The sequence below is a fragment of the Cupriavidus alkaliphilus genome, from assembly GCF_014191175.1.
In the GTDB taxonomy this organism is placed as follows: Bacteria; Pseudomonadota; Gammaproteobacteria; order Burkholderiales; family Burkholderiaceae; genus Cupriavidus; species Cupriavidus alkaliphilus.
On the sequence record NZ_JACHWE010000005.1, the window covers coordinates 1 to 25,361 of the forward strand.

The 25,361-nt window shown below is 68.9% G+C and carries 23 protein-coding genes; 8 read left to right on the top strand and 15 right to left on the bottom strand.

Annotation, left to right across the window (positions count from 1 at the left end):
• Positions 1-153 precede the first annotated feature (153 nt).
• Complete coding sequence (locus FHX60_RS17680) at positions 154-441, top strand: GIY-YIG nuclease family protein (protein WP_183284055.1); 288 nt, start codon at positions 154-156, stop codon at positions 439-441.
• A gap of 65 nt (positions 442-506) precedes the next feature.
• Here FHX60_RS17680 and FHX60_RS17685 read toward each other — a convergent pair whose 3' ends face one another.
• Positions 507-929 carry an organic hydroperoxide resistance protein gene (locus FHX60_RS17685; protein ID WP_092316263.1) on the bottom strand — a complete coding sequence of 141 codons (423 nt, stop codon included), beginning with the start codon at positions 927-929 and terminating at the stop codon, positions 507-509.
• A gap of 51 nt (positions 930-980) precedes the next feature.
• The gene (locus FHX60_RS17690; RefSeq protein ID WP_116602982.1) at positions 981-1,457 is read right to left on the bottom strand and encodes a MarR family winged helix-turn-helix transcriptional regulator; all 477 of its coding nucleotides are present in this window, start codon (positions 1,455-1,457) and stop codon (positions 981-983) included.
• A 179-nt stretch (positions 1,458-1,636) separates the two neighbouring features.
• Here FHX60_RS17690 and FHX60_RS17695 point away from each other — a divergent pair, with 179 nt between their 5' ends.
• A complete protein-coding gene (locus tag FHX60_RS17695) occupies positions 1,637-3,103 on the top strand; it encodes a DegQ family serine endoprotease (protein ID WP_112777217.1) in 1,467 nt (488 codons plus the stop codon).
• Positions 3,104-3,374: 271 nt separating this feature from the next.
• Positions 3,375-3,707 carry a hypothetical protein gene (locus tag FHX60_RS17700; RefSeq protein WP_112777218.1) on the top strand — a complete coding sequence of 111 codons (333 nt, stop codon included), beginning with the start codon at positions 3,375-3,377 and terminating at the stop codon, positions 3,705-3,707.
• Positions 3,708-3,947: 240 nt separating this feature from the next.
• Here FHX60_RS17700 and FHX60_RS17705 read toward each other — a convergent pair whose 3' ends face one another.
• From FHX60_RS17705 to FHX60_RS17715, 3 genes are read right to left on the bottom strand one after another with little or no spacing between them, the layout of a single operon-like run.
• Complete coding sequence (locus FHX60_RS17705) at positions 3,948-5,918, bottom strand: transglutaminase TgpA family protein (protein ID WP_183284056.1); 1,971 nt, start codon at positions 5,916-5,918, stop codon at positions 3,948-3,950.
• Positions 5,915-6,946 (bottom strand): DUF58 domain-containing protein, encoded by a 1,032-nt coding sequence (locus FHX60_RS17710; protein WP_183284057.1) that lies wholly within the window; start codon positions 6,944-6,946, stop codon positions 5,915-5,917. Before FHX60_RS17710 ends, FHX60_RS17705 begins: the two co-directional genes overlap by 4 nt.
• Positions 6,947-6,951: 5 nt before the next feature.
• Positions 6,952-7,878 (bottom strand): AAA family ATPase, encoded by a 927-nt coding sequence (locus FHX60_RS17715; RefSeq protein WP_183284058.1) that lies wholly within the window; start codon positions 7,876-7,878, stop codon positions 6,952-6,954.
• Between the two features lie 265 nt (positions 7,879-8,143).
• Here FHX60_RS17715 and FHX60_RS17720 point away from each other — a divergent pair, with 265 nt between their 5' ends.
• Positions 8,144-8,965 (top strand): phytanoyl-CoA dioxygenase family protein, encoded by an 822-nt coding sequence (locus tag FHX60_RS17720; protein ID WP_183284059.1) that lies wholly within the window; start codon positions 8,144-8,146, stop codon positions 8,963-8,965.
• Positions 8,966-8,981: 16 nt separating this feature from the next.
• Here FHX60_RS17720 and FHX60_RS17725 read toward each other — a convergent pair whose 3' ends face one another.
• The gene (locus tag FHX60_RS17725; protein ID WP_112777222.1) at positions 8,982-9,821 is read right to left on the bottom strand and encodes an IclR family transcriptional regulator; all 840 of its coding nucleotides are present in this window, start codon (positions 9,819-9,821) and stop codon (positions 8,982-8,984) included.
• 117 nt (positions 9,822-9,938) lie between these two features.
• Positions 9,939-11,549: an MFS transporter gene (locus tag FHX60_RS17730; RefSeq protein WP_183284060.1), complete on the bottom strand. Its 1,611-nt coding sequence runs from the start codon at positions 11,547-11,549 to the stop codon at positions 9,939-9,941.
• A 61-nt stretch (positions 11,550-11,610) separates the two neighbouring features.
• Between FHX60_RS17730 and FHX60_RS17735 the strand changes: the two genes are divergently transcribed.
• Positions 11,611-12,597, top strand: coding sequence for a LysR family transcriptional regulator (locus FHX60_RS17735; protein ID WP_183284061.1), 987 nt, complete (start codon positions 11,611-11,613; stop codon positions 12,595-12,597).
• Positions 12,598-12,645: 48 nt separating this feature from the next.
• Here the strand turns inward: FHX60_RS17735 and FHX60_RS17740 are convergent, their stop codons facing one another.
• The gene (locus FHX60_RS17740) at positions 12,646-13,206 is read right to left on the bottom strand and encodes a YggT family protein (RefSeq protein WP_018004782.1); all 561 of its coding nucleotides are present in this window, start codon (positions 13,204-13,206) and stop codon (positions 12,646-12,648) included.
• A 189-nt stretch (positions 13,207-13,395) separates the two neighbouring features.
• On the opposite strand from FHX60_RS17740, the gene FHX60_RS17745 reads away from it, so the two are divergent.
• Positions 13,396-13,854, top strand: coding sequence for a MarR family winged helix-turn-helix transcriptional regulator (locus tag FHX60_RS17745; RefSeq protein ID WP_092316243.1), 459 nt, complete (start codon positions 13,396-13,398; stop codon positions 13,852-13,854).
• Positions 13,855-13,985: 131 nt separating this feature from the next.
• Positions 13,986-14,645, top strand: coding sequence for a glycine zipper 2TM domain-containing protein (locus tag FHX60_RS17750; protein ID WP_183284062.1), 660 nt, complete (start codon positions 13,986-13,988; stop codon positions 14,643-14,645).
• Positions 14,646-14,650: 5 nt separating this feature from the next.
• On the opposite strand, the gene FHX60_RS17755 is transcribed toward FHX60_RS17750, so the two are convergent.
• The 3 genes from FHX60_RS17755 to FHX60_RS17765 all read right to left on the bottom strand — a co-directional run bounded on the left by FHX60_RS17755 (position 14,651) and on the right by FHX60_RS17765 (position 17,843).
• Positions 14,651-16,198 carry an acyl-CoA synthetase gene (locus tag FHX60_RS17755; RefSeq protein ID WP_183284063.1) on the bottom strand — a complete coding sequence of 516 codons (1,548 nt, stop codon included), beginning with the start codon at positions 16,196-16,198 and terminating at the stop codon, positions 14,651-14,653.
• A 110-nt stretch (positions 16,199-16,308) separates the two neighbouring features.
• On the bottom strand, positions 16,309-17,019 hold the full coding sequence (locus FHX60_RS17760) for a dienelactone hydrolase family protein (protein ID WP_112777228.1): 711 nt from the start codon (positions 17,017-17,019) through the stop codon (positions 16,309-16,311).
• Between the two features lie 107 nt (positions 17,020-17,126).
• Positions 17,127-17,843, bottom strand: a complete 717-nt coding sequence (locus tag FHX60_RS17765) for a phospholipase D family nuclease (RefSeq protein ID WP_375790542.1) — start codon at positions 17,841-17,843, stop codon at positions 17,127-17,129.
• Positions 17,844-18,075: 232 nt separating this feature from the next.
• Here FHX60_RS17765 and FHX60_RS17770 point away from each other — a divergent pair, with 232 nt between their 5' ends.
• Positions 18,076-18,282, top strand: coding sequence for a dodecin (locus FHX60_RS17770; RefSeq protein WP_018004776.1), 207 nt, complete (start codon positions 18,076-18,078; stop codon positions 18,280-18,282).
• A gap of 13 nt (positions 18,283-18,295) precedes the next feature.
• Here FHX60_RS17770 and FHX60_RS17775 read toward each other — a convergent pair whose 3' ends face one another.
• From FHX60_RS17775 to FHX60_RS17790, 4 genes are all read right to left on the bottom strand, one after another.
• Positions 18,296-19,108 carry a tetratricopeptide repeat protein gene (locus FHX60_RS17775; protein ID WP_260164029.1) on the bottom strand — a complete coding sequence of 271 codons (813 nt, stop codon included), beginning with the start codon at positions 19,106-19,108 and terminating at the stop codon, positions 18,296-18,298.
• Between the two features lie 86 nt (positions 19,109-19,194).
• Positions 19,195-21,471, bottom strand: a complete 2,277-nt coding sequence (locus FHX60_RS17780) for a TonB-dependent receptor (protein ID WP_373861905.1) — start codon at positions 21,469-21,471, stop codon at positions 19,195-19,197.
• 223 nt (positions 21,472-21,694) lie between these two features.
• A complete protein-coding gene (locus FHX60_RS17785; protein ID WP_183284064.1) occupies positions 21,695-23,362 on the bottom strand; it encodes a ShlB/FhaC/HecB family hemolysin secretion/activation protein in 1,668 nt (555 codons plus the stop codon).
• A 190-nt stretch (positions 23,363-23,552) separates the two neighbouring features.
• Positions 23,553-25,121, bottom strand: coding sequence for a collagen-like triple helix repeat-containing protein (locus FHX60_RS17790; protein WP_183284065.1), 1,569 nt, complete (start codon positions 25,119-25,121; stop codon positions 23,553-23,555).
• Positions 25,122-25,361: the final 240 nt, after the last annotated feature.

Sequence of the window (25,361 nt, forward strand, 5' to 3'; positions counted from 1 at the left end):
CCGTGTGAAAGTAGGTCATCGCCAGGCTCTTATTCTGCAAAACCCCTCGACAGCGTGTGCTGCGAGGGGTTTTGTCTTTGGCGCGGCGAAAACGCCGTGCTCGCCATTGCCGTCACGCCGTAATACCATTCCCGCAGCTCACCATTTCCGTCCATGTCCGCCGACTGCGCCTGGTATCTCTACCTGCTCGAATGCACCGGCGATTCCATTTACACCGGAATCACCACGGACGTGGCGCGCCGTTTTGCCGAACACCAGTCAGGAAAAGGCGCCAAATATACGCGCTCGCGCAAGCCGATTCGCGTGCTCGGCCAGTTGCGCTTCGCCACCAAATCGGAAGCGCTGAAGGCGGAAATCGAAATCAAACGCATGAGTCCGGCGCAGAAACGGTCATTTTGCGCGCAGCTGCCTGCCCTCGACGTGGAGGAGCAGACGGCGTGATATCAAAGAAAAACGGCCCGCATCGCAAGCGCGAGGCGGGCCGTTTTATCTTTTGAATTGCCGCTTCAGACCAGGGTCAACGTAACGTCGATATTGCCGCGGGTTGCGTTCGAGTACGGGCACACCTGATGCGCCTGCTCGATCAGCTTCTCGGCCGCTTCGCGCTCGAAGCCCGGCAAGGAAATCTTCAGTTCGACCTGAATGCCGAAGCCCTGCGGGATCGGGCCGATGCCGACCGCGCCCTGGATCGATGCATCGGCGGGCACGTTGATCTTCTGCTGGCTGGCAACATAGCGCATCGCACCCAGGAAGCAGGCCGAATAGCCGGCAGCGAACAGCTGCTCCGGATTCAGGCCGTTGCCGGCACCACCCATTTCCTTGGGCACCGCCAGCTTGGCGTCGAGCTGGCCGTCGGCCGTGGTGGCACGGCCATCGCGGCCGCCGGTGGCGGTGGCATGGGCGGTATATACGACTTTCTCGAGTTTCATCTAAGGCTCCGGTTTGGTTGCCCGCAGGGGCGCCATCATTAATGCCTGCCGTCAGTCCGGCAAGCTGGAATCGGTTCGCGCTTGTTCGAGCGTCGACCGCAGTGCATGCAAGCGCCGCGTCAGCGCCTGGATCTCTTCGACCGGGCATTGCGTGGCGCATAACATCTGTTCAGGAATCCCCGTCGCGCGCTGGCGCAGTGCGCGGCCGGCGTCAGTCACGCTGACCAGGACCCTGCGTTCGTCAGCCGCATCCCGCGTGCGGGTCACCAGGCCCGTCGTAGCGAGCCGCTTCAGCAGTGGCGTCAGCGTGCCCGAATCCAGCGCCAGGCGCTTGCCGAGTTCCGAGACCGACAACGTTTCCGTCTCCCACAAGACCAGCATGACCAGATACTGCGGATAAGTAAGCCCGAGCTCACTTAGCAGTGGCTTATACAGCTTGGTCATCGCCAACGAGCTCGAATACAGCGCAAAGCATAGTTGGTGATCCAGCAAAAGCCAGTCCGTGGCGGCTTCGTTTTCGCGTTCCATGTCGATATATTAGACGCAATTAGATTGTACGCAAGATAAATTTTCGCGTCGTGCCCAGATGGCGCGGAGCCGGGCGTCGGATCGCAAGCCTTAAGTCTGTTTTAAGTCTTGGTCGCTAGCATGACGGTGTTGCGTCGCATCGTGCCGACGCCGGATGCTAAAAAAGGAAAGGAACTCCTATGATGCGCCAGACCATTGCTCGCACCGCCGTCGGTATCGCGGCCCTGGCCGCGCTCGGCGGCGGCTATGCCTATCTGCAGCGAGAAGTCATCCCCACCGGCTACGCGGCTCCCGCTCCCGTGGCAGCGGCCGCCCAGCCGGCGGCTGCCGTGGCCCGACCGATGGACTTCTCCGGCGTCGTCGCCCAGTACGGACCCGCGGTGGTCAACATCAGCGTGACCGCGCGCGCCCAGCGCACGTCGGTGCAGATGCCGCCCGGCATCGATCCGGACGATCCGCTGTTCCAGTTCTTCAAGCGTTTCGGCCCGCAGTTCCAGGGGCCCCAGGGTGGCCCGCAACAACTGGTGCGCGGGCAGGGTTCGGGCTTTATCGTCAGCCCCGATGGGCTGATCCTGACCAATGCGCACGTCATCGACGGCGCGCAGGAAGTGACCGTCAAGCTGACCGACCGCCGCGAGTTCAAGGCCAAGGTGCTTGGGACCGATCCGCAGACCGACGTGGCAGTGATCCGCATCGATGCCAGGGACCTGCCGACCGTGCGCCTGGGCGATCCGTCGCAGGTGCGCGTGGGCGAGCCGGTGCTGGCGATCGGCTCGCCTTACGGCTTCGAGAACACCGTGACCGCGGGCATCGTCAGCGCGAAATCGCGCTCGCTGCCTGACGACACCTATGTGCCGTTCATCCAGACCGATGTGGCGGTCAACCCCGGCAACTCGGGCGGTCCACTGTTCAACCAGCGCGGCGAGGTGGTCGGCATCAACTCGCAGATCTACAGCCAGACCGGAGGCTACCAGGGCCTGTCGTTCGCGATCCCGATCGACGTGGCGACCAAGGTGCAGCAGCAACTGGTGGCGCATGGCAAGGTCACGCGCGGGCGCCTCGGCATCAGCGTGCAGGAGGTCAACCAGGCGCTGGCGCAGTCGTTCGGCCTGCCCAAGCCGACCGGGGCGCTGGTCAACTCGGTCGAGCCTGACAGTCCGGCTGCGCGCGCGGGCCTGAAGCCGGGCGACGTCATCGTGCAGCTGGACAACGACGTGATCGATCATTCGGGCGACCTGCCGGAGCACGTCGCCGATATCAAGCCGGGCACGCAGAGCTCGCTGAAGATCATCCGCAAGGGCCAGCCGATGACGTTGTCGGTGACGGTCGGCACGGCGCGGGACCAGGCGGTTGCGCAAAAAGCGGGCGGCAAGGAGGCCAATGGCCGGCTGGGGCTGGCGGTGCGCCCGCTGTCGCCGGCGGAGAAGCGCGAAAGCGGTATCGAAGGCGGCCTGGTGGTCGAGGACGTGACCGGTCCCGCCGCGCGCGTGGGCATCCAGCCCGGCGACGTGATCCTGTCGCTCAACGGTACGCCGATCGCTTCAGTCGATCAGCTGCGCACGCTGGTGGGCAAATCGGGCAAGCAGGTGGCGCTGCTGGTGCAGCGCGATGATGCGCGTATCTTCATTCCGCTCGATCTGGGTTGATCCTCGCGGGCACCGCTGCGTGCCCGCAAGCCGTTAACCAGCAAGGCTTTGACGTCATCGCGGGTCGTATACCCGCACGTATACCGCCACGTTTACGAGGGGGTATACGTGCGGGTATACGGCCCGCTAAGCCTTACCGGAGGCGGGATTCAGCGCAACGAACTGCTTACAGAAAGCGCGCCAGCAGGTATCATCTCGACTGCGATGCACGAAGCATGCGGCGGCAGCCCCCGCCGGCCCTGGTTCTGCTGAATCGACAAAGAGGAAGTCTATGCAGTTGGATTTCACCCGTGCCCCGATGCCGGGTACCGATAGAGCGCGGCGACTGACGTCCACGACGTCTGCCACCGGCTCCGCGCCGAAGCCCCGGCGGCGCAAGAAGGAGGTCGCCCCGCACTGGGAGCGCGGCTACCGTTCGCACTTCTACCGCAACGAGCGCGGCGACAAGCTTGGCGAAGTGCGCCTGTCCGACCGCGGCGAGCTTCCGGTGGTCTACCACTGGGCCGCCGGCAACTACTCCGGCGCGGAAGGCTCGCTGGCCCACGCCCGTGCGCGCGTGGAAGAAACCATCGGTTTCGGCATGCGCCAGCTGTCGCTGTTCTGAGCAGGATCTTCGCCGGTGCCGCGTTCGCCGGCACTGCGACCCGTCCGCGCCCACCCTTCGCGCGCGGTGCCTTCGCTTCTCCCCTGATCTTCCCAGTACTTCCCCTTTGTTTCCGCAGTCCCCGAGCGTAGCCTGCAGCCGGCGCCGTTCCAGCCAGTCCGGCAATCAGACGATAGAGATGCTCGCAAGCGATCAGTGTGGCCTGCCGCGTGACCGGCGCGCGCTGGTTGCGCCCGCCCGTTATCGACGCAATGCCGCCGAGATCCCGCGGATGCCGGCCCGCATCGACGCCAGGACCTGCGCCTGCGTTTCGGCCGGCAGGTTGCCGTAGCGCAGGCTGACATAGGCGGCGCTGACGGCTGCGATCGCCGCGCCGGCGCGCGGCAGTTGCGCGCTCGCCCGCGCCGCAAAATCCTGCGGGCCTTCGGCCGGGGCGCGCGCGCAGCCGTGGCGGGCAAGCACCGCGCAGAAGCGCGCATAGGCCGCACCGACCGGATCCACGGGCGCGCGCCGCCGCCACAGCGGCACCAGCGCCAGCAGGCACAGCATGCCAAGCACTGCCGCCAGCAAGGGTCCGGCACCGGCGCTGGTGCCGAGCGCCTGCAGCAGCCGCTGCTGCCGCGCATGGTCGTACTGCAGCACCCAGCGCTGCCAGGTGTAGACCATGCCTTCATAGGCCCAGCGCAAATCCTTGAGCCATGCCGGCTGCCGCGACGGACGCCAGTCAGCGGCTTCGTTGCCGACCACCGCATCCAGCCCCTGCTCGATGCGGCTGGGCGCGACCGCGCTGGTCGGATCCACGCGTACCCAGCCGCGGCCGTCGAGCCAGACTTCGGCCCATGCATGCGCATCGGATTGGCGCACCACGTAGTGGTTGGCCATGGGGTTGTGCTCGCCGCCTTGGTAGCCTGTGACCACGCGCGCCGGTACGCCGGCGGCGCGCATCAGGAAGACGAAGCTGCTGGCGTAGTGCTCGCAGAAGCCGCGCCGCGTGTCGAACACAAAGCTGTCGATCTGTTCGGCTCCCAGCGGTGGGGGAGTAAGCGTATAGGCGAAAGGTGCTGCCGCGAACAGGCGCAGCGCGGCTTGCACGCGCGCCGCGGGATCGGCATGGCGCTGTGCCCATTGCGTGGCCAGTGCGCGGGCGCGCGGGTTGCCCGGCGGCAGGCTCAGCGCCAGCCGCAGCGTGGCCGGCGGCAACGATTCGGCCGGCGGCGACAGCGTGGAATGCGTGCGATAGCGGATGTGTTGCTCCACCGGCCGGCGCGCCATGAATTCGCCATCGGGCGTGATGCCGGCATCCGCGCCGGCAGACAGTGCCTGACCTCGGTCGAGCACGAACAGCCAGCGCTGCCGGCTGGGTTCCAGCGTGATGCTGATGTCGATGCCGGGCGTGCCGCCGGCGCCGGCCGCCGGCGCCAGTTGCTGCCGCCGCAGCCGCGAGGGGTGCCAGGTGGTGCCGTCGTATTCCCACAGCACCAGCGCGCGCCAGTAGAGCGCGGACGCCGGCAACGGCGGGCCGGCGATTTCGGCACGCAGGGCGATCTCGGGCGAACGGATCAGTTGCCCCACGCTGCCCGGGCGCATGGTGTCGCTGATGCCGGTGGTGCCGCTCTGCGCGGACTGGGGCAGCTGCCACAGCGGGTGCTCCAGGCGCGGGAACAGCACGAACAACGCCAGCGCCCACGGCAAGCCCAGCAGCGCCATGCGTCCCAGCAGCGGCCAGATCGCCAGCCGGCTGCGCGCCTCGGGATGATGCAGCAGCAGCCAGTTGCGCAGGACCCAGGCACCGATGGCCAGGCTGTACAGCGCCAGCCAGAACGGCTGGTCGGACAGGTACAGCGTCAGCAGCAGATAGAACGACAGCTGCGTGACCAGGGTCGCGTCCGACAGCGCGCGGCATTCCAGCAGCTTCAGGATGACAAAGGCGCCCAGCAACGCCACCGCCAGCTCGCGCCCGATGCCGCCACCGTCCTGCCACACCAGCGCGCATGCCACCAGCAGCACCAGCATCGCGGTGGTGCCCAGCATCCAGCGCGACGGCAGCGGCGCGCGCCGCCGCCACAGCAGCCAGCGCCACGCCAGCAACAGCACCAGCAGCAGGCTGACCGCCACCGGCAGCGTGCGCGCCTGCGGCGCCAGCACCAGCGCCAGCTGGCCAAGCAGCAGGCCATGGTCTTCATGCCGCAGCGGCCGGGGCGCGGGTTTCATGCGTGTTCCACGGCGCGGTGCGTGCCAGGCCGCTGTGGCCACAAGGCCAGCGCCTCGAGGCACGCGCGCCGGTGGCTGGCGCCGCGCGCCGGCGGCAGTTCGACGCCGGGCAGGAGCAGGCCGATCTCGGCTTCGTCGCCGGCGGCAAGCAGCCACGCGCACAGGCGCGACAGCCGGGCCTCGGCCTCCATGCCGGCGGGCAGCGCGTGCCAGTCCAGCCAGCGCGCCGGCTGCCGCGGCGGATCGCCGGCGCGGCTGAGCCATCGGCCGGTGCGCGCACTGTGCTTCCAGGCGATGCGGTGCAGCGGGTCGCCGCTGCGGTAGCGGCGCAACTGGTCGATGCCGTCGTCGCTGTGCGTTGTGCTGGGGGCAGCGTGCGCGTCGTCGCCATCGTCGGGGCGGTGCGCGGGCGGCGGCGGCGGGGCGTCGGCTTCCGGCGCGGGGTAGACCAGCGTCGACAATTCCAGGTCCGCATGGCTCCAGACATGGAACAGGCCGAACGGAAAGCGGCTGGCAATCGTCACGCGCGGCAGCGCCAGACGGCCGCGGCGCGGCGCTGGCACGTGCAGCGCCAGCATGCCGCTGGCATTGGCATCCAGCGTCAGCGTTGCGGCGGCGACTTCCGGCATGGCGGACAAGCGGGCCTCGATGCCGATGCGCGCGTCGCCGCCACGGCTGTCGACGCGCAGGTGGAACACGGCGTCGTGCCCGGCATGGACCGCCGCCACCGGCCCCGCGGCCACGGCGAGGTCCAGCAGGTTACGGTAGGCCAGCCACATGCATGACATGCCGATACCGGCGAGCATGAAGGTCAGCGCAAAACCCAGGCTGATGTTGTAGTTCAGCGAGGTCATCAGCATCGCGGCCAGCACCACCGCAAAACCGACGCCGCCGCGGGTGGGCAGGATGTACAGATGGCGGCGGTCCAGCATCACCACGCCGCCCGCACCGCCGGCAGGGCGCCGGCTTGCGGCGCGGCGCCGGGCGAGGCGTGGCACGCCGCCGAGCACGCCCTTGCGCGCCGCCATGGCGCTCAGGGAATCGCCACGCCGGCCAGCAGCGCGGCCAGCTGGCCGTCGACGGCGGCGTGGCCACCGGCGCCGGCCGGCAACAGGCGGTGCGCGGCCACGGCCATGAACACCGCCTGCAGGTCTTCGGGCAGCACCAGGTCCCGTTGTGCCAGCAGCGCCCAGGCGCGCGCGCACGCCAGCAGCGCCAGCCCGGCGCGTGGCGACAGTCCCGCGGCAAAGCCGCCGTGGCTGCGCGTGGCCTGCACCAGCGCCAGCACGTAATCGACCAGCGCCGGGCTGGCGTACACCTGCGCGGCCGCTTCCTGCAGCGCCAGCACCTGGCTGCCATCCATCACCGGCGGCAGTTCCGCCGCGCTGGCGCCGCCCAGGTACAGCACGCGCTCGGAGGCGGGGTCGGGGTAGCCCAGCGACAGCCGCATGGTAAAGCGGTCCAGCTGGGATTCAGGCAGCGCATGGGTGCCGATCTGCTCCAGCGGGTTCTGCGTGGCGATGACGAAAAACGGCGACGGCAGCGCGTGTGTGGCGCCGTCATGGGTCACCTGCCCCTCGGCCATCGCCTCGAGCAGCGCGCTCTGGGTCTTGGGCGGTGCGCGGTTGATCTCGTCGGCCAGCACCACCTGCGCGAACACGGGGCCGCGGTGAAAGCGGAATTCGCCGGCATCGCGGACAAAGACCGAAACCCCGATCAGGTCGGCCGGCAACAGGTCGCTGGTGAACTGCACGCGCTGGTAGTGCAGCCCCAGCGTGCGCGCCAGCGCATGCGCCAGCGTGGTCTTGCCCACACCCGGCACGTCTTCCAGCAGCAGGTGGCCGCGTGCCAGCATGCAGGCCAGCGCCAGCCGCACCTGCTGTGGCTTGCCAAGGACAATGCGGCCCAGCTGGGCCTGGGCCTCGGCCAGCGAAGCGACGATGCGGGGGCGTGCAGTCACGTGGGACCTCGGCGCTAGGGCCTGGAAAAAACGCGGTTGATGCAGGAATTATCGGGCAAAGACCAGCGCATTGTAGCGGCGCGTCCGGCATGCGTTACCGTCTGTTGCCGTACGCAGGCGCCCGATGTCCTGGCGCGGGCCAGCAGGCTGCGGAAGCGGCGCCTGCGCCAGATGGCGCCGGTTCTGGCATCATGAGCCTGTCGGGCCACCGCGGCCCAGTTTCTCTTTTCGCCTCTTTGCGCGGCCGTGCGCCGCGCCTGCTGCAATGACCTCGCTGGATCCCTGCGCCGACCTGCCCGCTTCCACCCTGTCTGCCGATGCCGGCGCGCTGCCGCGCCTGGTGCAGGCCTTCCACGCCAACGGCTTTGTGATCCTGCGCGGCTTTGCCGACGAGCCGGCGTGCGCGGCGCTCGAGGCGGTGACGCGCCAGCATCTCGCCGCGGCGGTGCCGCCGGTCGAATTCGAGGCCGATCTGGGCTATCCGGGCGCCCCGGCCACGCGCGACGCGGCCGGCGGCGGCACGGTCAGGCGGCTGCGCCAGGCCTACGGGCGCGATGCGGTGTTCCGTCGCTGGGCCAGCGATCCGAAGCTGGTGGCGGTGGTGCAGGCCTTGCTGGGCGAGCCCGCCCGCATCACGCTGGCGCATCACAACTGCGTGATGACCAAGCACCCGCACTACGGCAGCCAGACCGGCTGGCATCGCGATACCCGCTACTGGTCGTTTGCGCGGCCGGAACTGGTGACGGTGTGGCTGGCGCTGGGCGACGAGGACGAGCGCAATGGCGTGCTGCGCGTCATCCCGGGTTCGCACCAGGCCAGGCTCGAGCCCGGACAGCTGGACCCCGCCGAATTCCTGATCGAAGCGCACCCGGCCAGCCAGCCGCTGCTGGATGCCGCGCAGCCGCTGGCGCTGCACCGCGGCGATGTGCTGTGCTTCGACAGCCGGCTGTTCCATGCGGCCGGCCGCAACGGGTCCAATGCGGTCAAGCTGTCGGTCGCGTTCGCGTATTTCGGTGCCAGCAACCGGCCGCTGGACGGCACGCGCTCGGCCGAGTTCGGCAGCGTCGAGCTGCCCGCAGTGGTCTGAGCCGGCGCGGCTGCGCTCAGGTGCGCAGCCCGACCAGCCCGGAAATCTTCTCGGAGGCCTCGAGCAGCGGGGGCAGGAAGCGCTCCAGCATCTCCTGCGCGCTGGTGCGGTTGGCCTGGCCGCTGATGTTGATGGCGGCGATGGTGTGGCCGGCGCGGTTGCGGATCGGCGCGGCCAGCGACACCAGCCCTTCCTCCAGCTCCTGGTCGTTCAGGGCCCAGCCGCGCTGGCGGATATCGGCGACGATGGCCTTGAGCGCGTCCACATCGGTCACGGTGCGCCCGGTGCGCGCGCGCAGTTCGGTGGCGCGCAGCACGCTGTCGAGCTCGGGCTCGCTCAGCCCGGCCAGCAGCACCCGTCCCATCGACGAGCAATACGCCGGCAGGCGGCTGCCGATCGACAGGTTGATGGTCATGATCTTGCGCGCCGGCACGCGCAGCACGTAGACGATCTCGGTGCCGTCCAGCACCGAGATCGAGCAGCTTTCATGGACCTGCTGCGACAGCGTCTCCATGATCGGCTCGGCCAGGTTCCAGAACGGCATCGAGGTCAGGTAGGCAAAGCCCAGGTCCAGGATCTTGGGCGTGAGCCGGAACAGGCGCCCGTCGGCCTGCACATAGCCCAGCCCCACCAGCGTCAGGAGGATGCGGCGCGCGCCCGCGCGCGTCAGGCCGCTGGCCTGGGCGATTTCGGTCAGGGTCTGGGCCGGGTGCTGCGCGTTGAAGGCGCGGATCACCGACAGCCCGCGTGCAAAGGACTGCACATAGCTGTCGCTCGGCTTTTCGGGCGTGGCGGCGCTGTCGGCGGTCGGCGATGCTGGCGGCGGGGTCTGGCGGGAATCGGTGGGACTGGCCATCTGCGTAGCCCGGCGCGGTTCGCCGGATTGGCACGGAAAGGCCGAAAGGGTAGAGGAAATGCCGACATTGCGCCAGTACCGGGCCCGGACAGGCCAGGGCCGCCAGCCGCCTGGCCTTTAGCGGAAGCTGCGCTGCGCCAGCACGAACACCGCGCCCGCCACGCACAGCGCGGCAAAGCCATGCAGCAGGTCCATGCCGGCGAGCAGCGTCGCCTGCCGGTCGACTTCCTGCGAAAGCTTGGCCAGTCCCGCCGCGGACAGCGCGTCGGGCATCTGCAGCACCGGGTTGAAGCGGGTGATGTGCTCGACCAGGTGGGTGCGGTGCTGCGCCAGGCCGTCCTGCATGAAGACGCTGGCGAGCCCGGTGCCCATTGCCGAGGCAATCTGCTTGCACACGTTCTTGAACTGGTAGGCGTGCGAGAAATCCTCGACCGGCACTTCCAGGTAGGTCATCGACGCCACCTGCACCATCAGCAGCACCGGCGTCAGCCCTTCGAGCAGCACCACCGGCACCAGCGCGTAGTCCGGCGCGCCCGGCATCAGCCGGGTCGACAGCAGCATCGCCGCGCAGGCGTAGACGACAAAGCCGATCGCGATCACGCGCCGCTTGCGGAACACCAGCGCCATGCCCAGCGTGATCACGATGGCGCCGATGGCGGAGACCGTGCCGCTGGTCGACAGCAGCATGCAGGTGGTGCGGAAGGTCAGGCCGAGGCCGGTCTGCGTCAGCGTCGGCAGCAGGAACGACCACGCCGACGACAGCAGGTAGTAAAGGGTGTAGAAGCCAAGGCCGTACAGGTACTGGCGCCCGGCCAGGCGCGAGAAGTCGATCCACGGGTCCGGATGGCGATACAGCCGCCAGCCGCTGAAGGCAAACAGCGCCACGCCGCACAGCGCGGCCAGCGGCATCTCCAGCGAGCTGAAGAAGCGCGTGTAGCGCATTTCCTGCAGCGTATGCAGGAACACCAGCGCGCCCAGCGCGGCGGCGATGGCGGCGGGCCAGTCCAGCGTCGACACCGGCGGATGCGGATCGCGCGGCGCGCGCGCGGGGTAGGTCAGCGCGACCGACAACAGCACCGGCAGCGCAATGCCAGCCTGGAACAGGAACACCGCGCGCCAGCCGATATCGTCCAGGAAGATGCTGGTCAGCCACGGCGTGATCGCCAGCATCGAGAACGCGCCGCCGCCGAAGCGCAGCATCAGCGGGGCGCGCTCGGCCGGCGTCGACACCAGCTGCACCAGGATGCGCGAGGCCGCGAACAGGCCGCCCGCGCCCAGCCCCTGCACCGCCTTGCCGGTGATCAGGCCGGCCGGGCTGGCAAACTCCGCGCAAATCAGCGAGCCGGCAATGAACACCAGCAGCGACACCATGGTGAAGCGCTTGTACGTGATGCGGCGCGCGACCTGGTCCAGCACCATGTTCATCAGCACCGCGGTGGCGGCGTAGGCCGAGATCGCGTAGAGGTAGTCTTCCGGCGCGGCACCGACCCCGCCCTGGATATGCTGGCTGGCCACGCCCATCATCAGCGTGGACGAGAAGTCGATGCCGGTCACCAGACCCAGCGTCAGACCGAACAATGAAAGACGCCAGTGACCCATCTCGGCGTGACTGGCGATCTGCATGCGCGGGCGCTGGGAGGTAGTGGTGCCGAGGGCGGCGGGGGCGGGGATGGCTGGAATGACGGGGGCTGGCGCGTCCGATCCAGCCTGGACAGGCGTTTGTTGCATCGCTCAAGCATAATGTAGGCCCACCGTCGAGAACTACAGGTTGTCAGGGAAACATTGTCCGGTGAACGAAACAATCCAATGGAATGACTGGGAGGCGTTCTGCTGCGTGGTCGAGCAGGGCACGTTCACGGCCGCGGCGGAGCAGCTCGACTGCCCCAAGTCGCGCGTGTCGGCCGCGGTCGCGCGGCTGGAAACCGCCATCGGCGCCAAGCTGCTGGAGCGCACCACGCGCCGCATGCGCCTCACCGATGCCGGCAAGGCGGTCTATCGCGACGTCGCGCCGCTGTTCGCGCGGCTGCGCGAGATCCGCCAGGAAACACTGGCGCGCGAGGAGCGCGTGCAGGGCGTGCTGCGCATCGCCACGCCTTATGAATTCGGCGCGCAGCAGCTCGGCGGCGTGATCTGCCGCACGCTGGCGGCACACCCCGCGCTGGATGTGGCGGTGGAAATCACCCAGGGCCTGGTCGATCCGATCCGCGACGGCTTCGACGTGGCCTTTGTCATCGTCGACGCCGACCTGCCTGACTCGGGCACGGTGGCGCGCCGGATCTACCACGTCGAACGCGGCCTGTTCGCCGCGCCGGCGCTGGCGGCCAGCCTGCCGGCGCAGCTGCGCCCGGAAGACCTGGCCAATATGCCGACGCTGACCACGCCTGGCGACACGGTGTGGGAATTCACCCGCGACGACCAGACCGTATCGGTACCGATCCGCCCGCGCATGCAGACCCACAACGCCGAACTGCGCCTGCAGGGCGCGCTGGCGGGGCTGGGCATCGCGCGGCTGTCGGTGATCTATTGCGAGGCCGAGGTCGCCCAGGGGCGGCTGGTGCGCGTGCTGCCGGACTATCCGCTGCCGCCGCTGCGCGTGTTCGCGCTGCTGCCGGACCGGCGCCTGCAGCCGCGCAAGGTGCGCGCCTTCATGGAAGCGATCGAATCGATGATGGTGTCGGAGTTGCCGCCGGAGGGAGACGCCGAGTCGGCGCGGGATGCCGCGCTGGATGCCGCCGCGGACGGGCTCGCGCCGGGCGAGGCGCGCACCGCGGGTTGAGGGCGCGGTCGGTGACGGCGTGGCGCCGGTCCTGCGCCCCCGATGCCGTCAGTGCAGGCCGATGATGCCAGCGCCCAGCCGGGCGAGGACCATCAGCAGGATCTGCGCAATCACGAACAGCACCAGCGGCGAGATATCGAAGCCGCCCAGGCGCGGCACCACGCGCTGGATCGGGCGCAGCACCGGCGCGGTCAGGTGGTCGATGGCCGGCGTGATCGGCGAATGCGGGTTGACCCACGACAGGATCGCCATCAGCAGCGTGACCCACATCACCAGGCTGATGGACCACTTCAGCACATAGAGCACGGCAGTCAGCAGCATGGCGGGCACGAAGCCGGGCAGGTCGATGCCGCTGATCAGCGCGACCAGCGCCAGGAACACCACCGCGGTCAGCCAGGCGGCCAGGATCGTGGCCCAGTCGATGCCGCCCACGCCGGGGATGATCCGGCGCAGCGGCCGCACCAGCCAGTCGGTGATCTGGAACACGCCCTGCGAGACCGGATTGCGCGTGGGCAGCCGCGTCAGCTGCATCCAGACGCGCAGCAGCAGCGCCATGCCGAACAGGGTAAAGACGGTATCCAGCAGGAAGAGAGCGATTTCCGAGAACATCGGTGCGTTTTCCGGTGACGGGTGAAGGTGTCTGCAACCGCACAGATTCTGCCATAGCCGGGCGCGCGCACGGCGCAAACCGGGATCGGCTGCCGGTGTGCCGTGCGGCCCCTATAATTGCGAGCGCCCCGCCCGGAGGCTTGCGCGCATTGCCGCGCCTTCATTCCCTTTCGCGTTTTTTTGCCGCCCATGCCCAGCAAGTCCGCCTCGTCGCCGCATCCCGCTCCGCTTACCAAGGCCGACTTCGAGGCACTGTCCGACTTCCGCTACCAGCTGCGCCGCTTCCTGCGGTTTTCGGAAGACGCGGCGCGCGAGGAAGGGCTGACGGTGCAGCAATACCTGTTGCTGCTGCATATCCGCGGCTGCGCCGACAAGGACTGGGCCTCGATCGGCGAACTGGCCGAGCGCCTGCAGGCCAAGCAGCACGGCGTGGTGGCATTGGTCAATCGCTGCGAGGCTGCCGGGCTGGTCAAGCGGCGCCTCAACCCCGAAGACCGCCGCGTGGTGCAGGTGCACCTGACCGCCAAGGGCGAGCGCTACCTGAACCGCCTGGCCATGCTGCACCGGACCGAACTCGAATCGCTGCGCGGCGCGTTCCGCGTAGCCCGCATCACGCAGTTCAACGACGACGGCGCGGAGCGCGGCTGAGCGTCGCCGCGGCGGCACCGCAGGCCGTTACAGGCGGTTACCAATCACAAGCTCCGGTGACACCCGCTGGCCGGCGGCGGCCCTAGACTCGCGCGCATTCCCCAACACGCGCAGCGCGCAGGAGTCCTGACATGTCCATCCCCCTTCGTTCGGTTGTGCTTGCGGTGCTCGGCGCCGGTGCGCTGGCCGGGTGTGCCACGCCGTATGGCTACGACAACGGCTATGGCGCAGGGTATGGCGGGGGCTACGGCGGCGGCTACGGCAGCACCGGCTACGGCAGCGGCACCACCATCAGCGGTTACCCGGCGCAGCAGGGCTATCCTCAACAGGGTTACCCGCAGCAAGGCTATCCGCAGCAGGACTACCCGCAGTCTTCGTATCCGCAGCAGCCGTATCCCCAGCCGTCGTACCAGGACGGCAGCTATGGCAACGGCTACGGCAACCAGGCCTACGGCGTGCGCTACGGCTGGGTCGAGGGCATCGAGGTGGTGCCGGGCCAGCCGCCATCGACCAGCGGCGCGGGCGCCGTGGTCGGCGGCATCGTCGGCGGGCTGCTTGGCCACCAGGTGGGCGGCGGCCGCGGCAATACCGTGGCGACGATCGGCGGCGCCGTGGCGGGCGCGGTGGCCGGCAACGAGGTCGAAAAGCGCACCGGCAGCAGCGCCCCGGCCTACCGCGTGCGCGTGCGCACCAGCGACAACGCCTACCTGACGCTGACCCAGGCGAACGCCTACCAGATGCGCATCGGCGATCGCGTCAGGATCGAGAACGGCGTGGCCGTGCCGTACTGAGCGCGTCAGTCCGCGCCGAACAGCTGCGCGTAATCCTCGCGCAGCTGGCGCTTGAGCAGCTTGCCAGCGGTATTGCGCGGCAGGTCCGCGACGAACACGATGCGCTTGGGCACCTTGAACGGTGCCAGCGCCTGGCGCGCATGGGCGATCAGTGCCTCCTCGGTGGCATCGTCGTGGCCGCGCTTGCGCACCACGCACGCCGTCACCGCCTCGACCCACTTCGGGTGCGGCAGCGCGAACACCGCTGCCTCAGCCACCGCGCCATGGGTGTACAGGCACTCTTCCACTTCGCGGCTCGACACCAGCACGCCGCCCGAGTTGATCACGTCCTTGATCCGGTCCACCACATACAGGTAGCCCTCGGCATCCATGTAGCCGAGGTCGCCCGAATGGAACCAGCCACCTGCGAAGGCTTCGGCGGTCTGCTCCGGCTTGTCCCAGTAGTGCGTCAGCAACTGTGGCGAGCGATGCACGATCTCGCCCAGCTCGCCGGGCGGCACGTCCTGCAGGGTTTCATCGACGATGCGGGTCTCGACATTCAATACCGGCCGCCCCGCCGAGGCCGGCCGTGCGGCGTGCTCGTCGGGTCCCAGCACCGTGGCCAGCGGCCCGATCTCGCTTTGCCCGTAGCAGTTGTAGAAGCGCAGTGCCGGCAGCTTCTGCTGCAGCTCCAGCAGCACCGGCACCGGCATGATCGAGGCACCGTAGTAGGCCTTGGTCAGCGTACCCAGCCGGGCCGGGTCGAACTCCGCATGGCGCAGCAGCGCGATCCAGACCGTCGGCGGCGCAAAGAAGCTGGTGATGCGCTCGGCGTGGATGGTGCGCAGGCAATAGCCGGCTTCCGGGCTGTCGGCGATCAGCGTGGTGCCGCCGCACAGCAGCAGCGGCATCAGGAACACATGCATCTGCGCCGAGTGGTACAGCGGCAGCGCGGCCAGCGAATAGTCCGACGCGCGGATATCGCAGGCGGCGATGGTGCTGAAGTATTCGGCCAGCAGCGCGCGATGCGTCAGCACGGCACCCTTGGGCGCGGAGGTGGTGCCTGAGGTGTACAGGATCTGCGCGGGCGTGGACTCGGCGAGAGTGTCGGACACCGGCACCGTGGGGCCGTCGGCGGCCGCGGCGAGAATATCGGTGCGACGATCGCCGCCATGCAGCGTGCCGCGGACCTTGCACGGCAGGCCGTCGACGCGCTCGGCCAGCGCCGGGTCGCAAAAGATCGCGCTGGCGCCCGATTGCGTGACGATGTACTCGGCCTCGGCCCGCGTCATCGAAAAATTCACCGGCACATGGATCAGGCCGCTGCGCAGGCAGGCCAGCCACAACAGCACATAGGCATCGGAGTTCTTGCCGAAGGCGGCGACGCGGTCGCCGGGACGCAGGCCCCACTGGGCCAGCGCGCCGGCTACGCGCGCGGTGGCGTCATCGAGCTGGCGATAGCTCCAGGACCGCTCGCCGAAACGGATCGCGGTCTTGTCCGGACTGCGCCGCACCGCGCGGGCCATGGCGTCGGGGATGGTGTTGCGCAGGGCGCGCTGCTGCTCTGACTGCATGGTGGTCTCCATTGTTATGGTTGGGGTCCAGCAAGTCTTGAAGCCAAGCGCCGAGGATAAGGTGTGCCGGCTCGCCATGGCAAGCCGGCGGTTCCTCGTGGCGGGGCGGACTACAGCGAGCCCGACAGGAACACCAGCGCGCGCCCGTGCGCCAGGGCGGCGCTGGGCTGGTGGTAGGAGCCGCGCGCCCAGCAGTTGAAGCCGTGGTCGGCCTGCGGGTAGACGTGGATCTCGGTGGCGGGTTTGCCGGCCATCGCATCGCGGACGGCCTGCACAGCGTCGGGCGGGATATGCGCGTCGAGCGCGCCGTAGTGGAACTGCACCGGCACGCGGATGTTGGCGGCTTCCTGCAGCTGGTTCTGGATACCGCCGCCGTAGAAAGGCACGGCCGCATCCACCAGTCCGCGCGCCGCGCTCAGGTACGCCAGCAGCCCGCCGAAGCAGTAGCCCACCGCGGCGACCTTGCCGGCGCCGGTGTGCTGGCGCAGCACCTGTACCGTGGCCGCGATATCGTCGAGCGCGGCGGACACGTCCACGGCCTTGCGCAAGGCCATGGCGCGCGCCATGTCGTCGCCCTCGTAGCCCAGCTGCACGCGCGGCGCCTGGCGCCAGAACACGTCCGGCGCGAGCACGGCATAACCGTCGGCAGCGTACTGGTCGGCCACCGCGCGGATGTGCTCGTTCACGCCGAAGATTTCCTGCAGCAGCACGATGCCCGGCGCGCCGGGCTGCACGCCCGCCGGCGGCAGGCTGAGATAGGCATCGAAGCTGCCCGCGGCGGTGTCGACGCGGATCCACTGGCTGTCGGGAATGGCTGTCATGGCGAAGGGTTCTCCGGAAAGGACTTGGCAGGGTTGCCGCAATATCAGCCCGCCAGTGTGCCACCGCATGCCGCTTCGTGCAGGCGCGGGCCGCGTCGATGCTGCCTTCAGTACGCGCGCGACTGCCGGTAGCGCTTGTGCCAGTTGTCGGTATAGGCCTTGACCACCGCCGCGTCGCCGCGGATCAGCATGCCGTTCTCGGCGTTGCGCTCCTGCGCCGACTTGGTGAAATTGAAGGAGCCGGTGAAGACTGCCTGGTCGTCGAACACCATCACCTTGTTATGGGCGATCGCGGGCTTGTTGTCGATCACCACCGGCACGCCGGCGTGCTTGAGGAAGGTGGCGCTGGTATAGCGTTCGCCCTGCTGGCTCTTGTCCAGGATCACGCGCACGTCGACGCCGCGCCGGTGCGCCTGCGCCACGGCCTCGGCAATCGGCGCGCTGGTGAACGAATAGGCCTGGATCAGCAGGCGCTGGCGCGTGCTGCGGATCGCATTGATCAGCAGCGCCTGGCAACTCGCGCCATCCGGCACGAAGCACAGCGTGTAGCCGCTGCCATCGGCAAAGGGTTTGGTCGGCAGCGGCCTGGCGTCGGGCGGCTGGGCCGGTTGCGCGGGCTTGCCGGTGCGGGACGGGAAGTGATTGGCGACGGCCTCGTTGAAGGTCTCGCTGATGCTGTTGGCGATGGTCTCGGAGACCTCGTCGAAGGTCGAGGTAGAACGGGCGTGCGCCAGCAGCGCGAAGGGACTGAACGAAGTGAAGGCCGACAAGGCGGCGGCCAGGCCCAGGCCCAGCACGGCCCGGCGAACGAAGCGATAAGTCACGGCGGATCTTGGCGTCGGTAAAGGACAGCGTGCGCGCGCCGCGCGCCGCACCTGTCCGGGGGCGGGAACGCAGCGTAGCAGCCGCATACGCCACTGGCAAAGCGGGATTGTGTAACAGGATCTGTGGCCGGTGTTGCGGTGTGCATGGCGTCGCGCCGCAGCCTTGGGACTATCCGCGGCCGGCGCCTATGATGGATGCAACCCATGCGGCCGCGGCCGCCAAGGAGAAGCAATGACGAACCACACCTACAAGCTGGTCGAGATCGTCGGCTCTTCGCCCGACGGCTGCGACCAGGCCATCCAGAGCGCCATCGCCAAGGCTGGCGAGACCATCAAGAACATCGACTGGTTCGAAGTGGTGGAAACGCGCGGCCATATCCAGAATGGCAAGATCGCGCACTACCAGGTCACGTTGAAGGTGGGCTTCCGCGTGACCTGATCCCTCGCTGCGTTCAGGCCGCGGCAGCGGCCTCTGGCGCCGGCTGCGCGGTCTGCACGACCGTTGCGGCCTGCGCGGCCTGGCTGGCATGCGCGTACAGGCGCTGCAGCGCCTGCTGCGGCGCGTCGCGCAGGAACGCGAGCATCTTGTCGATGAAGGGCCGGGTGGCGGTCTGCGGCACCTGCCGGATCCATTGCTGCGCCTCGGCCTCGCGGCCCGCCAGCGCCAGCATGCGCGCATAGTTGAACTGGCCGCGGAAGTCGCCGCCTTCGGCCGCCTGGCGGTAGTACGCGACCGCGCGCGCCGGGTCCTGCGCCACCTCCCAGCCGTCTTCATGGAAGCCGCCGAGGATATTGAGCGACTTGGCATGGCCCAGCGCCGCCGCGCGCTGGTACCAGCCGAGCGCGGCGCGCCGGTCCGCGGCGATGCCGCGGCCCAGCACCAGCGCCGTGGCCAGGTTGTACATGCCCCAGTCCGAACCGCGCTCCGCCGCGAGCGTGTACCAGTGCGCGGCGGCGCGGTCGTCCGGCGCGGTGCCCCAGCCGTTCTCGTAGCATCGGCCGGCCAGGTTGGCCGCGCCCGCGTGGCCGGCGTGCGCCGCGTGCTTGAACCACGCGAACGCCTGCATCGGGTCGCGCGCGACGCCATGGCCGGCAAGGAACCACTGGCCCAGCACCATCTGCGCGTCGAGATGGCCTGCCACCGCGGCGCCGCCCAGCCACGGCAGCGCCAGTTGCGGCGGGCCGGCCAGCTTGTCGCGCAGTCCGGCGGGACCGAGCTGTTCCAGTTCGACCGGCGTGGCGACACGGAAAGGCAGGGTATCCATACAAAGGGCTTCGGTTGAAAAGGCAAAACGGCACGCGACCGGAGCCGGCCGCGTGCCGCGTGGTGTGGCCTGGGCGGCCGCCGCGCTCAGTAGCGCAGGTTCAGGTTCAGCACCGCGGTGCGGCCCGGTGCCACCGTCGCGTAGTGCGAGGTGTAGGCCTGGCTGTAGTAGGTCTTGTCGGTCAGGTTCTGCACGTTAAGCTGCAGCGCCACGTTCTTGTTGATGCGGTATGCGGCCATCGCATCGAAGCGCCAGTACGGCGGCACCCACTTGTTGGTGCCCTCGTTGCCCCAGATCTTCGACACGTAGTACGCCCCACCGCCGATGGTCAGGTTCGGCAGCAGCTGGTACGTGGTCCACAGGCTGAAGCTGTCTTCCGGCGTGTTCGGGAACGCCTGGCCGTTGGTCTGGCCGAAGGCCGAGCCGGCGCCGCCGTTGTTGCGCAGCTCGCTCTTCAGGTGGGTGTAGCCGCCGAACATGGCCCACTTCTCGGTCAGGTTGCCGGAGAAGCCCAGCTCGAAGCCGTCCACGCGCTTGTTGCCGGCCATCGCCGCGGTGCCGTCCTGCTGCACGATGCGGGCGTTGGTGGTCTCGATGCGGAAGATCGCCGCGGTCAGGGCCAGGCGGTTCTTCAGCACGTCCCACTTGGTGCCCAGTTCGAACGAGCGGTTCTTTTCCGGCGCCAGCTGGTCGCCGCGGTTGCCGCTGCGGTCCGGGGCCAGGCCGTTGGGATCCGAGCCCTGCGCCAGGAACGCGCCGGCGGGGGTCGACGAGGTGCCGTACGACACGTAGAAGCTGGCGTTTTCCACCGGCTTGTACACCACGCCCAGCTGGTAGTTGAACAGGTTGTCGTCGCGCGAGTATTCCGCACGCGAGCCATTGGCCGCGCGCGCCGCGGTGAAGCTCGAGCGGTAGCTGTCGAAGCGCACGCCGCCGTTGACGATCCACTGCTTGTTCAGCTCCACCGAGTCGAACAGGTACACCGACGCCGTGTTGGTCTTGGCGTTGGTCGGGTTGTTGGTGCGTGCGATGCTGCCGCGCCACGGGTCGTTCGGGTTGGGGTTGAGCAGCGTGGTGCAGTTGTAGCCGCCGGCCGCGCCCGCGCCGTTGGGGCAGCTGCTGTTGCCGGTGTCGACGGTGTAGCTGTCGTTCTCGCTCTTTTCCTGCGAGAACTCCACGCCGAAGACGTACTTGTGCTTGATCGCGCCGGTCAGGAACTCGCCCGACAGGTCGGTCTGGTTGGCCACCGTGCGCGCGGTGGAATAGCGCGTGTTCACACGGCGCCAGAGCAGGTCGTAGTAGATGTTGCCCTTGCTGTCGTCAGGCTGCGTGTAGATGTAGTCCTGATTGGTGCGCGAGAAGCGGGTCTGGTTGCGGAACTTCAGCGCCGGCGAGAAATCGTGCTCGAAGCGGATCGTGCCCATGTCGGCCTGGTCTTTGCGGAAGTCGCGGTCCAGCAGGCCGTAGTAGGTGCTGCGCGGCACGTTGACCGGCGAGCCGTCGCCGGTCTGGCGCGTGCGCGGACGGCCGTCGCGGCGCGCGGTGAAGGCGGGGTTGTTGTACGGGATGCCGACGTCGGGCATGTCGTCGGTCTGCATGTGGTAGTACGACAGCGTCAGGCGCGTGTCGGTGCCCAGGCCGAAGGCCACCGACGGCGCCACGCCCCAGCGCTTCTGGTGCACGGCATCGCGGCCGGCGACGTCCTGATCGTGGAACATCGCATTGAGGCGGAACGCAGCGTGGTCGGCGAACTGCCAGTTGCCGTCGGCGGTTCCGCGTACGTACTGCGCGTTGCCGACGCCGATATTGCCTTCGGCAAAATTGCCCAGCTTGGGCGCCTTGCTGGTGATATTGATGCTGCCGCCGGCCGAGCCGCGCCCGTCGTAGGCGCCGGCCGGGCCCTTGGTCACTTCGACGCTCTCGACGTTGAACAGCTCGCGCGACTGCGCGCCGATATCGCGGAAACCGTCGAGGAAGGTGCTGGCCTGCGCGTCATAGCCGCGGATAAACGGCCGGTCGCCGACGGGGTTGCCGCCCTCGCCCGCGCCAAACGCAATGCCCGGCACCGTGCGCAGCACGTCGGTCAGCGTGGTCGAGCCGGTGCTCTGGATGACCTCCTGCGGAATGACCGTGATCGAGCGCGGCGTATCGCGCAGCGGCTCGGGATTCTTGATCGACGACGAGTTTTCCGCCTTGAAACCGCTGTCGCCGGTGACCGTGACCTGCGGCAGTTCGACCGGCTTGGGCGCCTGCTGGGCGGCGACCGGCGCCGTCGCAACGGCTGCGCCGACCAGGCTGGTCAAACGTGGAATGGCACCCGACTTCCCGTGGCTCTTTTTTGTTATGACTGCCGAATACTGCACTTTACGCCTCTAATGTATTAGAAAATAGAAACAATAATGAGAAGGATTATCATTTGATGATGGTTGACAGGTCAAGGCTGACGGGTGCGGTCCGGGCCAGTCTTGCCAGAAGTGTTGCGAAATAGCGGCGCCGGCCCGACCGCGGCCGGGCTGTCGGCCCCAAAAAAAATCGGCCGGCGCTGAACTGCCGCCGGCCGTGCAGGGAACCTTGGAAAAGCAGGACTCAGTCGAATTGGTAGGAATAGATCATGTTGATGCGTGGCGAGCGGCGGCTGGCATTGGTCGGCTTGTCGCCGACCGGCTGCGCTAGCGACAGGTCCAGCGTGTAATAGCGCCGGTCCGAGAAGCGCGCGCCGAGCGCCACCGACGACAGGCTGCGGTGCGACAGCGACACGCTGTTGGAATACACGCGCGCCACGTCGGCGGACACATAAGGCTGGATCGTGCGCAGGTAGGTCAGGTCCGGCAGGAACAGCCGGCTGATTTCCGCCGACGCGCCCCAGCCCTTGTCGCCCGCGACTTCGCCGGCGGGATAGCCCAGGCCGAAGAAGCGCCCGCCAAAGCTGATCTGCTCGCCCGAGGCCAGCCGGTCGCCGCTGTACTGGCCGGCGGCGGCCAGGGTCAGGCCGAAGCCCGCGGGCAGGTCCTTCGATTGCGACAGCAGCAGCCGCGTGCGGAAGAAGCTCAGGTCGTTGTTGTTGTTCTGGCGGCTCGCGCCCAGCGCATCGAAGCCCTTGTACAGGCCCAGCGTGGCGTTGCGGCTGACGCCTTCGCCGCGTTGCAGGTAGGTCAGCTCCGCCGTGGCCACGCGCACGTTGGTGCCGAGCGTGACGCGCGTGCCGGTGGCGGTATGGGTATAGCGCTCGAACTGGTCGGCGCCGTACACGCCGCCGGTCAGTGTGAGCGTATGCGCGTTGGACAGCAGCAGCGGATAGCTCAGGGTGCCGCCGATCCGCTTGGTGTCATTGACATAGCGCGGGTTGAAGCCGATCGGCGCCAGCGTTGCGTTCTGCGGCACGCCATGGTAGTGCGAGGCGTTGAGCCGCGCCACCATGCCTTCGGTACCGATCGGCTGCGCATAGCTGGCGGCGTAGTATTCCTCGCTGTCGCGGCCCTTCGGGAACAGCGCCGAGACCGAGATCTGCTCGCCCAGCGGCGTCAGGCTGTTGGTGGTGGCCGTGGCGATGGCGCGCAGGCCCGGCGACATGTATTCGATGCCGGTGCCGAAGGTAAAGGGCTTGCGCTTGACGTCGAGCACCATCTCGCAGGCGCCGTCGGTGGTGGTGGGCGGCTGCACCGTGGCGGCCACCTGCAGCCCGGGCTGCAGCGCCAGCGCGTTGACGTAGTGCTCGAAGCGGTCCTGGCGCAGCGGACGGTCCTGCTGCAGCTTCTCGGCGATGGCGCGCAGGCGGCGCTCGGCCGGACCCGCCTTGCCGGTCACCGTTACCTTGGCGACGTAGCCTTCCACCACCGTCACCAGTACATCGCCGTTGGCAAAGTCCTGCGCCGGCACGAAGGCGAACGACAGCGGGTAGCCGCGCTCCTTGTACATCTGCGTCACCGCATTGGCGGCTTCCAGCAGCTGCGCCACCGTGATCTCGCGGTTGGCCAGCGGCGTGAACTGCGCGGCCACTTCCTCGAACGGCAGCGTCTTGGCGCCCTCGATGCGAAAGCGCCGCGGCGTCAGGCGCGCGTTGAGCAGGTCCTGCATCGCGGGCTGCGGCCGCTCGACCTGCACGGTCACGCGGCTGTCGGGCCGGGCCGGCGCAATCTTGGGAAGCGTCTGGGTTGGATCGCCCTGGACCGGGCTGCGCGGATCGGCCTGGACCAGGCCGTGATGGAACGCGCCGACGCCGACCAGCAGCGCGGCAACGCGATGACGTGCACGCATGGCAAAACCCCTGTAAGAAACACTGCGGCTATTGACGTCGCGTGCCACCGGCGTGGGGATTGCCGCTACCCCCGGGCGCCTGCTGGCCGATACTGCCGGTCCAGCGCGTGGCCGCTACGTTGAATCAGGTGAGCACCGCTGCCCGCGATCACGCAATCACGCGATCGCCGGGACAGCGGCCAAGGCAGGATTACTTCTGGCCGAGCGCGCCGCTCAGGCCGCCGAGCAGGCCGCCGACCAGTCCACCGATCGGGCCGGTGGTGGTCGAACCCTTGGTGGTGCTGCCAGCGGTGGAAGTGGCCCCGCCGGTGACGGCGGTGACGACGTTGGTGACGGGCGCGAGCGGGCTGGTGCTGCCCGTGCCGGCCGCTGCGCCGCCAACGCTGCCCACCACGCCGCCCACCACGCCGCTTACCGCGGCAGTGACCGGCGCCAGCGGCGTGCTGGCCGTCGCGGAGGTCAGGCCGCCGGTGACGCTGCCGACCAGGCTGGTCACAGGAGCCAGCGGCGAACCGGCGCTGCCGCCGGTGGCGCTGCCCAGGCCGCCCACCGCGCCACTGACCAGCGACGTGACCGGCGCCAGCGGCGTGTTGGCGGTGGCTGCGGTCAGACCGCCGGTGACGCTGCCGACCAGGCCGGTGACAGGCGCCAGCGGCGAACCGTTGCCGCCAGCGCCCGCACCCCCAGTCAGCCCCCCGGCCAGCGAAGTTACCGGTGCAAGTACCGGGCTCAGCGCGCCCAGGCCGCCGCCGCTGGCGGGGCCGTTCGCCGCGCCGCCGAGCGAGGCCACCGTGGTGCCGGTGGCGTTCACCACGCCGCCGACGCCCGACACCACCGGCGTGTTGGTCTGTTGCAGCTTGCTGCCGGCCGTCGCGAGCGCGCCGCCCACCGTCGCCAGCAGGCCGGCGGTCGGAGTGCCCAGCCCGGTCGCGGCGCCCAGCGATTGCGTCGTGCTGGTCAGCTGCGAGGTGATCGGCACGATCAGCTTGCTGGTGGTGATGGTTACCTGCTCGACCGCACCGCTCGACAATACCGAGGTCAGCGTCCCGCCCGTGTTGCTCACGGTATTGCCCAGCGTGCCGACCACCGCGCCCAGCGGTGAAGTCAGCGGCGCCAGCGGTGCCAGCTGGCCGGTGCCCAGGCCGCTCACCGCCGTGCCGGCGCTGGTCACCGCCTTGCCCAGTTCGGTGACCACGTTGCCGGTGCTGGCGACAGTGGTGCCGACCGGGTTGGTCGAATTGGGCATGCTGCCCAGCCCGGATTGCAGGCCCGTGGCCAGCGCGCCGACGGCATCGCCGGTCGCCGCCACCACGCCGCCCAGCCCGCTCTGGGTCTGGCCCGGTACCAGCGGCAGGTTGGCGTTGCCAAGCTGGTTGCCGAGGTCGCTGACGGTGCTGCCCGTATTGCCCAGCACCGTGCCGGCATTGTTGATCACCGTGGCGGTCGGGGTCAGCGCGGTGGGAGTCTCGCCGCCGCCGGTATTGCCGCCGGTGTTTCCGCCATTGCCGCCGGTGCCGCCGCCCGTGCCTCCAGTGCCGCCACCCGTGCCACCGGTACCGCCACCGGCCAGGTCGGTGCCGCCACCGGTTCCCCCGGAGCCGCCGCCAGTGCCGCCGCTGGTACCGCCACCATTGGTACCGCCGTTCGTGCCCGCTGTGTCGCTGGTGCCCATCGACGTCGAGCCGCTGCCGCTGGCGCAGCCACCTAGGGCCAGCAGGGTTGCGAGGAGTGCCGTGACGGCGAGTTGTTGTTTGCGCATGATCTGTTCCTTCATTCCCGTCGTTTAATCGCTCGGCCGCGCAACGCGTTCGTCCTTCTGCGTGCTGCGGTGACGGTGATGGCGCAATCGGTATGCCAGCCTTTTAGCGCGCTACCGCACAGACCCCGCCGAAGTCGGGTATGGCGCCCGCGAAGCCTTGCGCCATGCGGCCTGCGCGCTGGTCGGGGAAAACGCCGCGAGCGTTGCGCGAGCGCTTGCGCGAAGCGGTTGGCGCGTTAC

What these genes read in the sequence shown, in the direction of transcription:
- FHX60_RS17705 (WP_183284056.1), bottom strand. Translation starts at nt 5,918, where the DNA reads ATGAAACCCGCGCCCCGGCCGCTGCGGCATGAAGACCATGGCCTGCTG.
- FHX60_RS17710 (WP_183284057.1), bottom strand. Translation starts at nt 6,946, where the DNA reads ATGGCGGCGCGCAAGGGCGTGCTCGGCGGCGTGCCACGCCTCGCCCGG.
- FHX60_RS17745 (WP_092316243.1), top strand. Translation starts at nt 13,396, where the DNA reads ATGCCCAGCAAGTCCGCCTCGTCGCCGCATCCCGCTCCGCTTACCAAG.
- FHX60_RS17770 (WP_018004776.1), top strand. Translation starts at nt 18,076, where the DNA reads ATGACGAACCACACCTACAAGCTGGTCGAGATCGTCGGCTCTTCGCCC.
- FHX60_RS17730 (WP_183284060.1), bottom strand. Translation starts at nt 11,549, where the DNA reads ATGCAACAAACGCCTGTCCAGGCTGGATCGGACGCGCCAGCCCCCGTC.
- FHX60_RS17695 (WP_112777217.1), top strand. Translation starts at nt 1,637, where the DNA reads ATGATGCGCCAGACCATTGCTCGCACCGCCGTCGGTATCGCGGCCCTG.
- FHX60_RS17790 (WP_183284065.1), bottom strand. Translation starts at nt 25,121, where the DNA reads ATGCGCAAACAACAACTCGCCGTCACGGCACTCCTCGCAACCCTGCTG.
- FHX60_RS17700 (WP_112777218.1), top strand. Translation starts at nt 3,375, where the DNA reads ATGCAGTTGGATTTCACCCGTGCCCCGATGCCGGGTACCGATAGAGCG.
- FHX60_RS17685 (WP_092316263.1), bottom strand. Translation starts at nt 929, where the DNA reads ATGAAACTCGAGAAAGTCGTATATACCGCCCATGCCACCGCCACCGGC.
- FHX60_RS17750 (WP_183284062.1), top strand. Translation starts at nt 13,986, where the DNA reads ATGTCCATCCCCCTTCGTTCGGTTGTGCTTGCGGTGCTCGGCGCCGGT.
- FHX60_RS17760 (WP_112777228.1), bottom strand. Translation starts at nt 17,019, where the DNA reads ATGACAGCCATTCCCGACAGCCAGTGGATCCGCGTCGACACCGCCGCG.
- FHX60_RS17755 (WP_183284063.1), bottom strand. Translation starts at nt 16,198, where the DNA reads ATGCAGTCAGAGCAGCAGCGCGCCCTGCGCAACACCATCCCCGACGCC.
- FHX60_RS17690 (WP_116602982.1), bottom strand. Translation starts at nt 1,457, where the DNA reads ATGGAACGCGAAAACGAAGCCGCCACGGACTGGCTTTTGCTGGATCAC.
- FHX60_RS17725 (WP_112777222.1), bottom strand. Translation starts at nt 9,821, where the DNA reads ATGGCCAGTCCCACCGATTCCCGCCAGACCCCGCCGCCAGCATCGCCG.
- FHX60_RS17775 (WP_260164029.1), bottom strand. Translation starts at nt 19,108, where the DNA reads ATGGATACCCTGCCTTTCCGTGTCGCCACGCCGGTCGAACTGGAACAG.
- FHX60_RS17785 (WP_183284064.1), bottom strand. Translation starts at nt 23,362, where the DNA reads ATGCGTGCACGTCATCGCGTTGCCGCGCTGCTGGTCGGCGTCGGCGCG.
- FHX60_RS17740 (WP_018004782.1), bottom strand. Translation starts at nt 13,206, where the DNA reads ATGTTCTCGGAAATCGCTCTCTTCCTGCTGGATACCGTCTTTACCCTG.
- FHX60_RS17680 (WP_183284055.1), top strand. Translation starts at nt 154, where the DNA reads ATGTCCGCCGACTGCGCCTGGTATCTCTACCTGCTCGAATGCACCGGC.
- FHX60_RS17720 (WP_183284059.1), top strand. Translation starts at nt 8,144, where the DNA reads ATGACCTCGCTGGATCCCTGCGCCGACCTGCCCGCTTCCACCCTGTCT.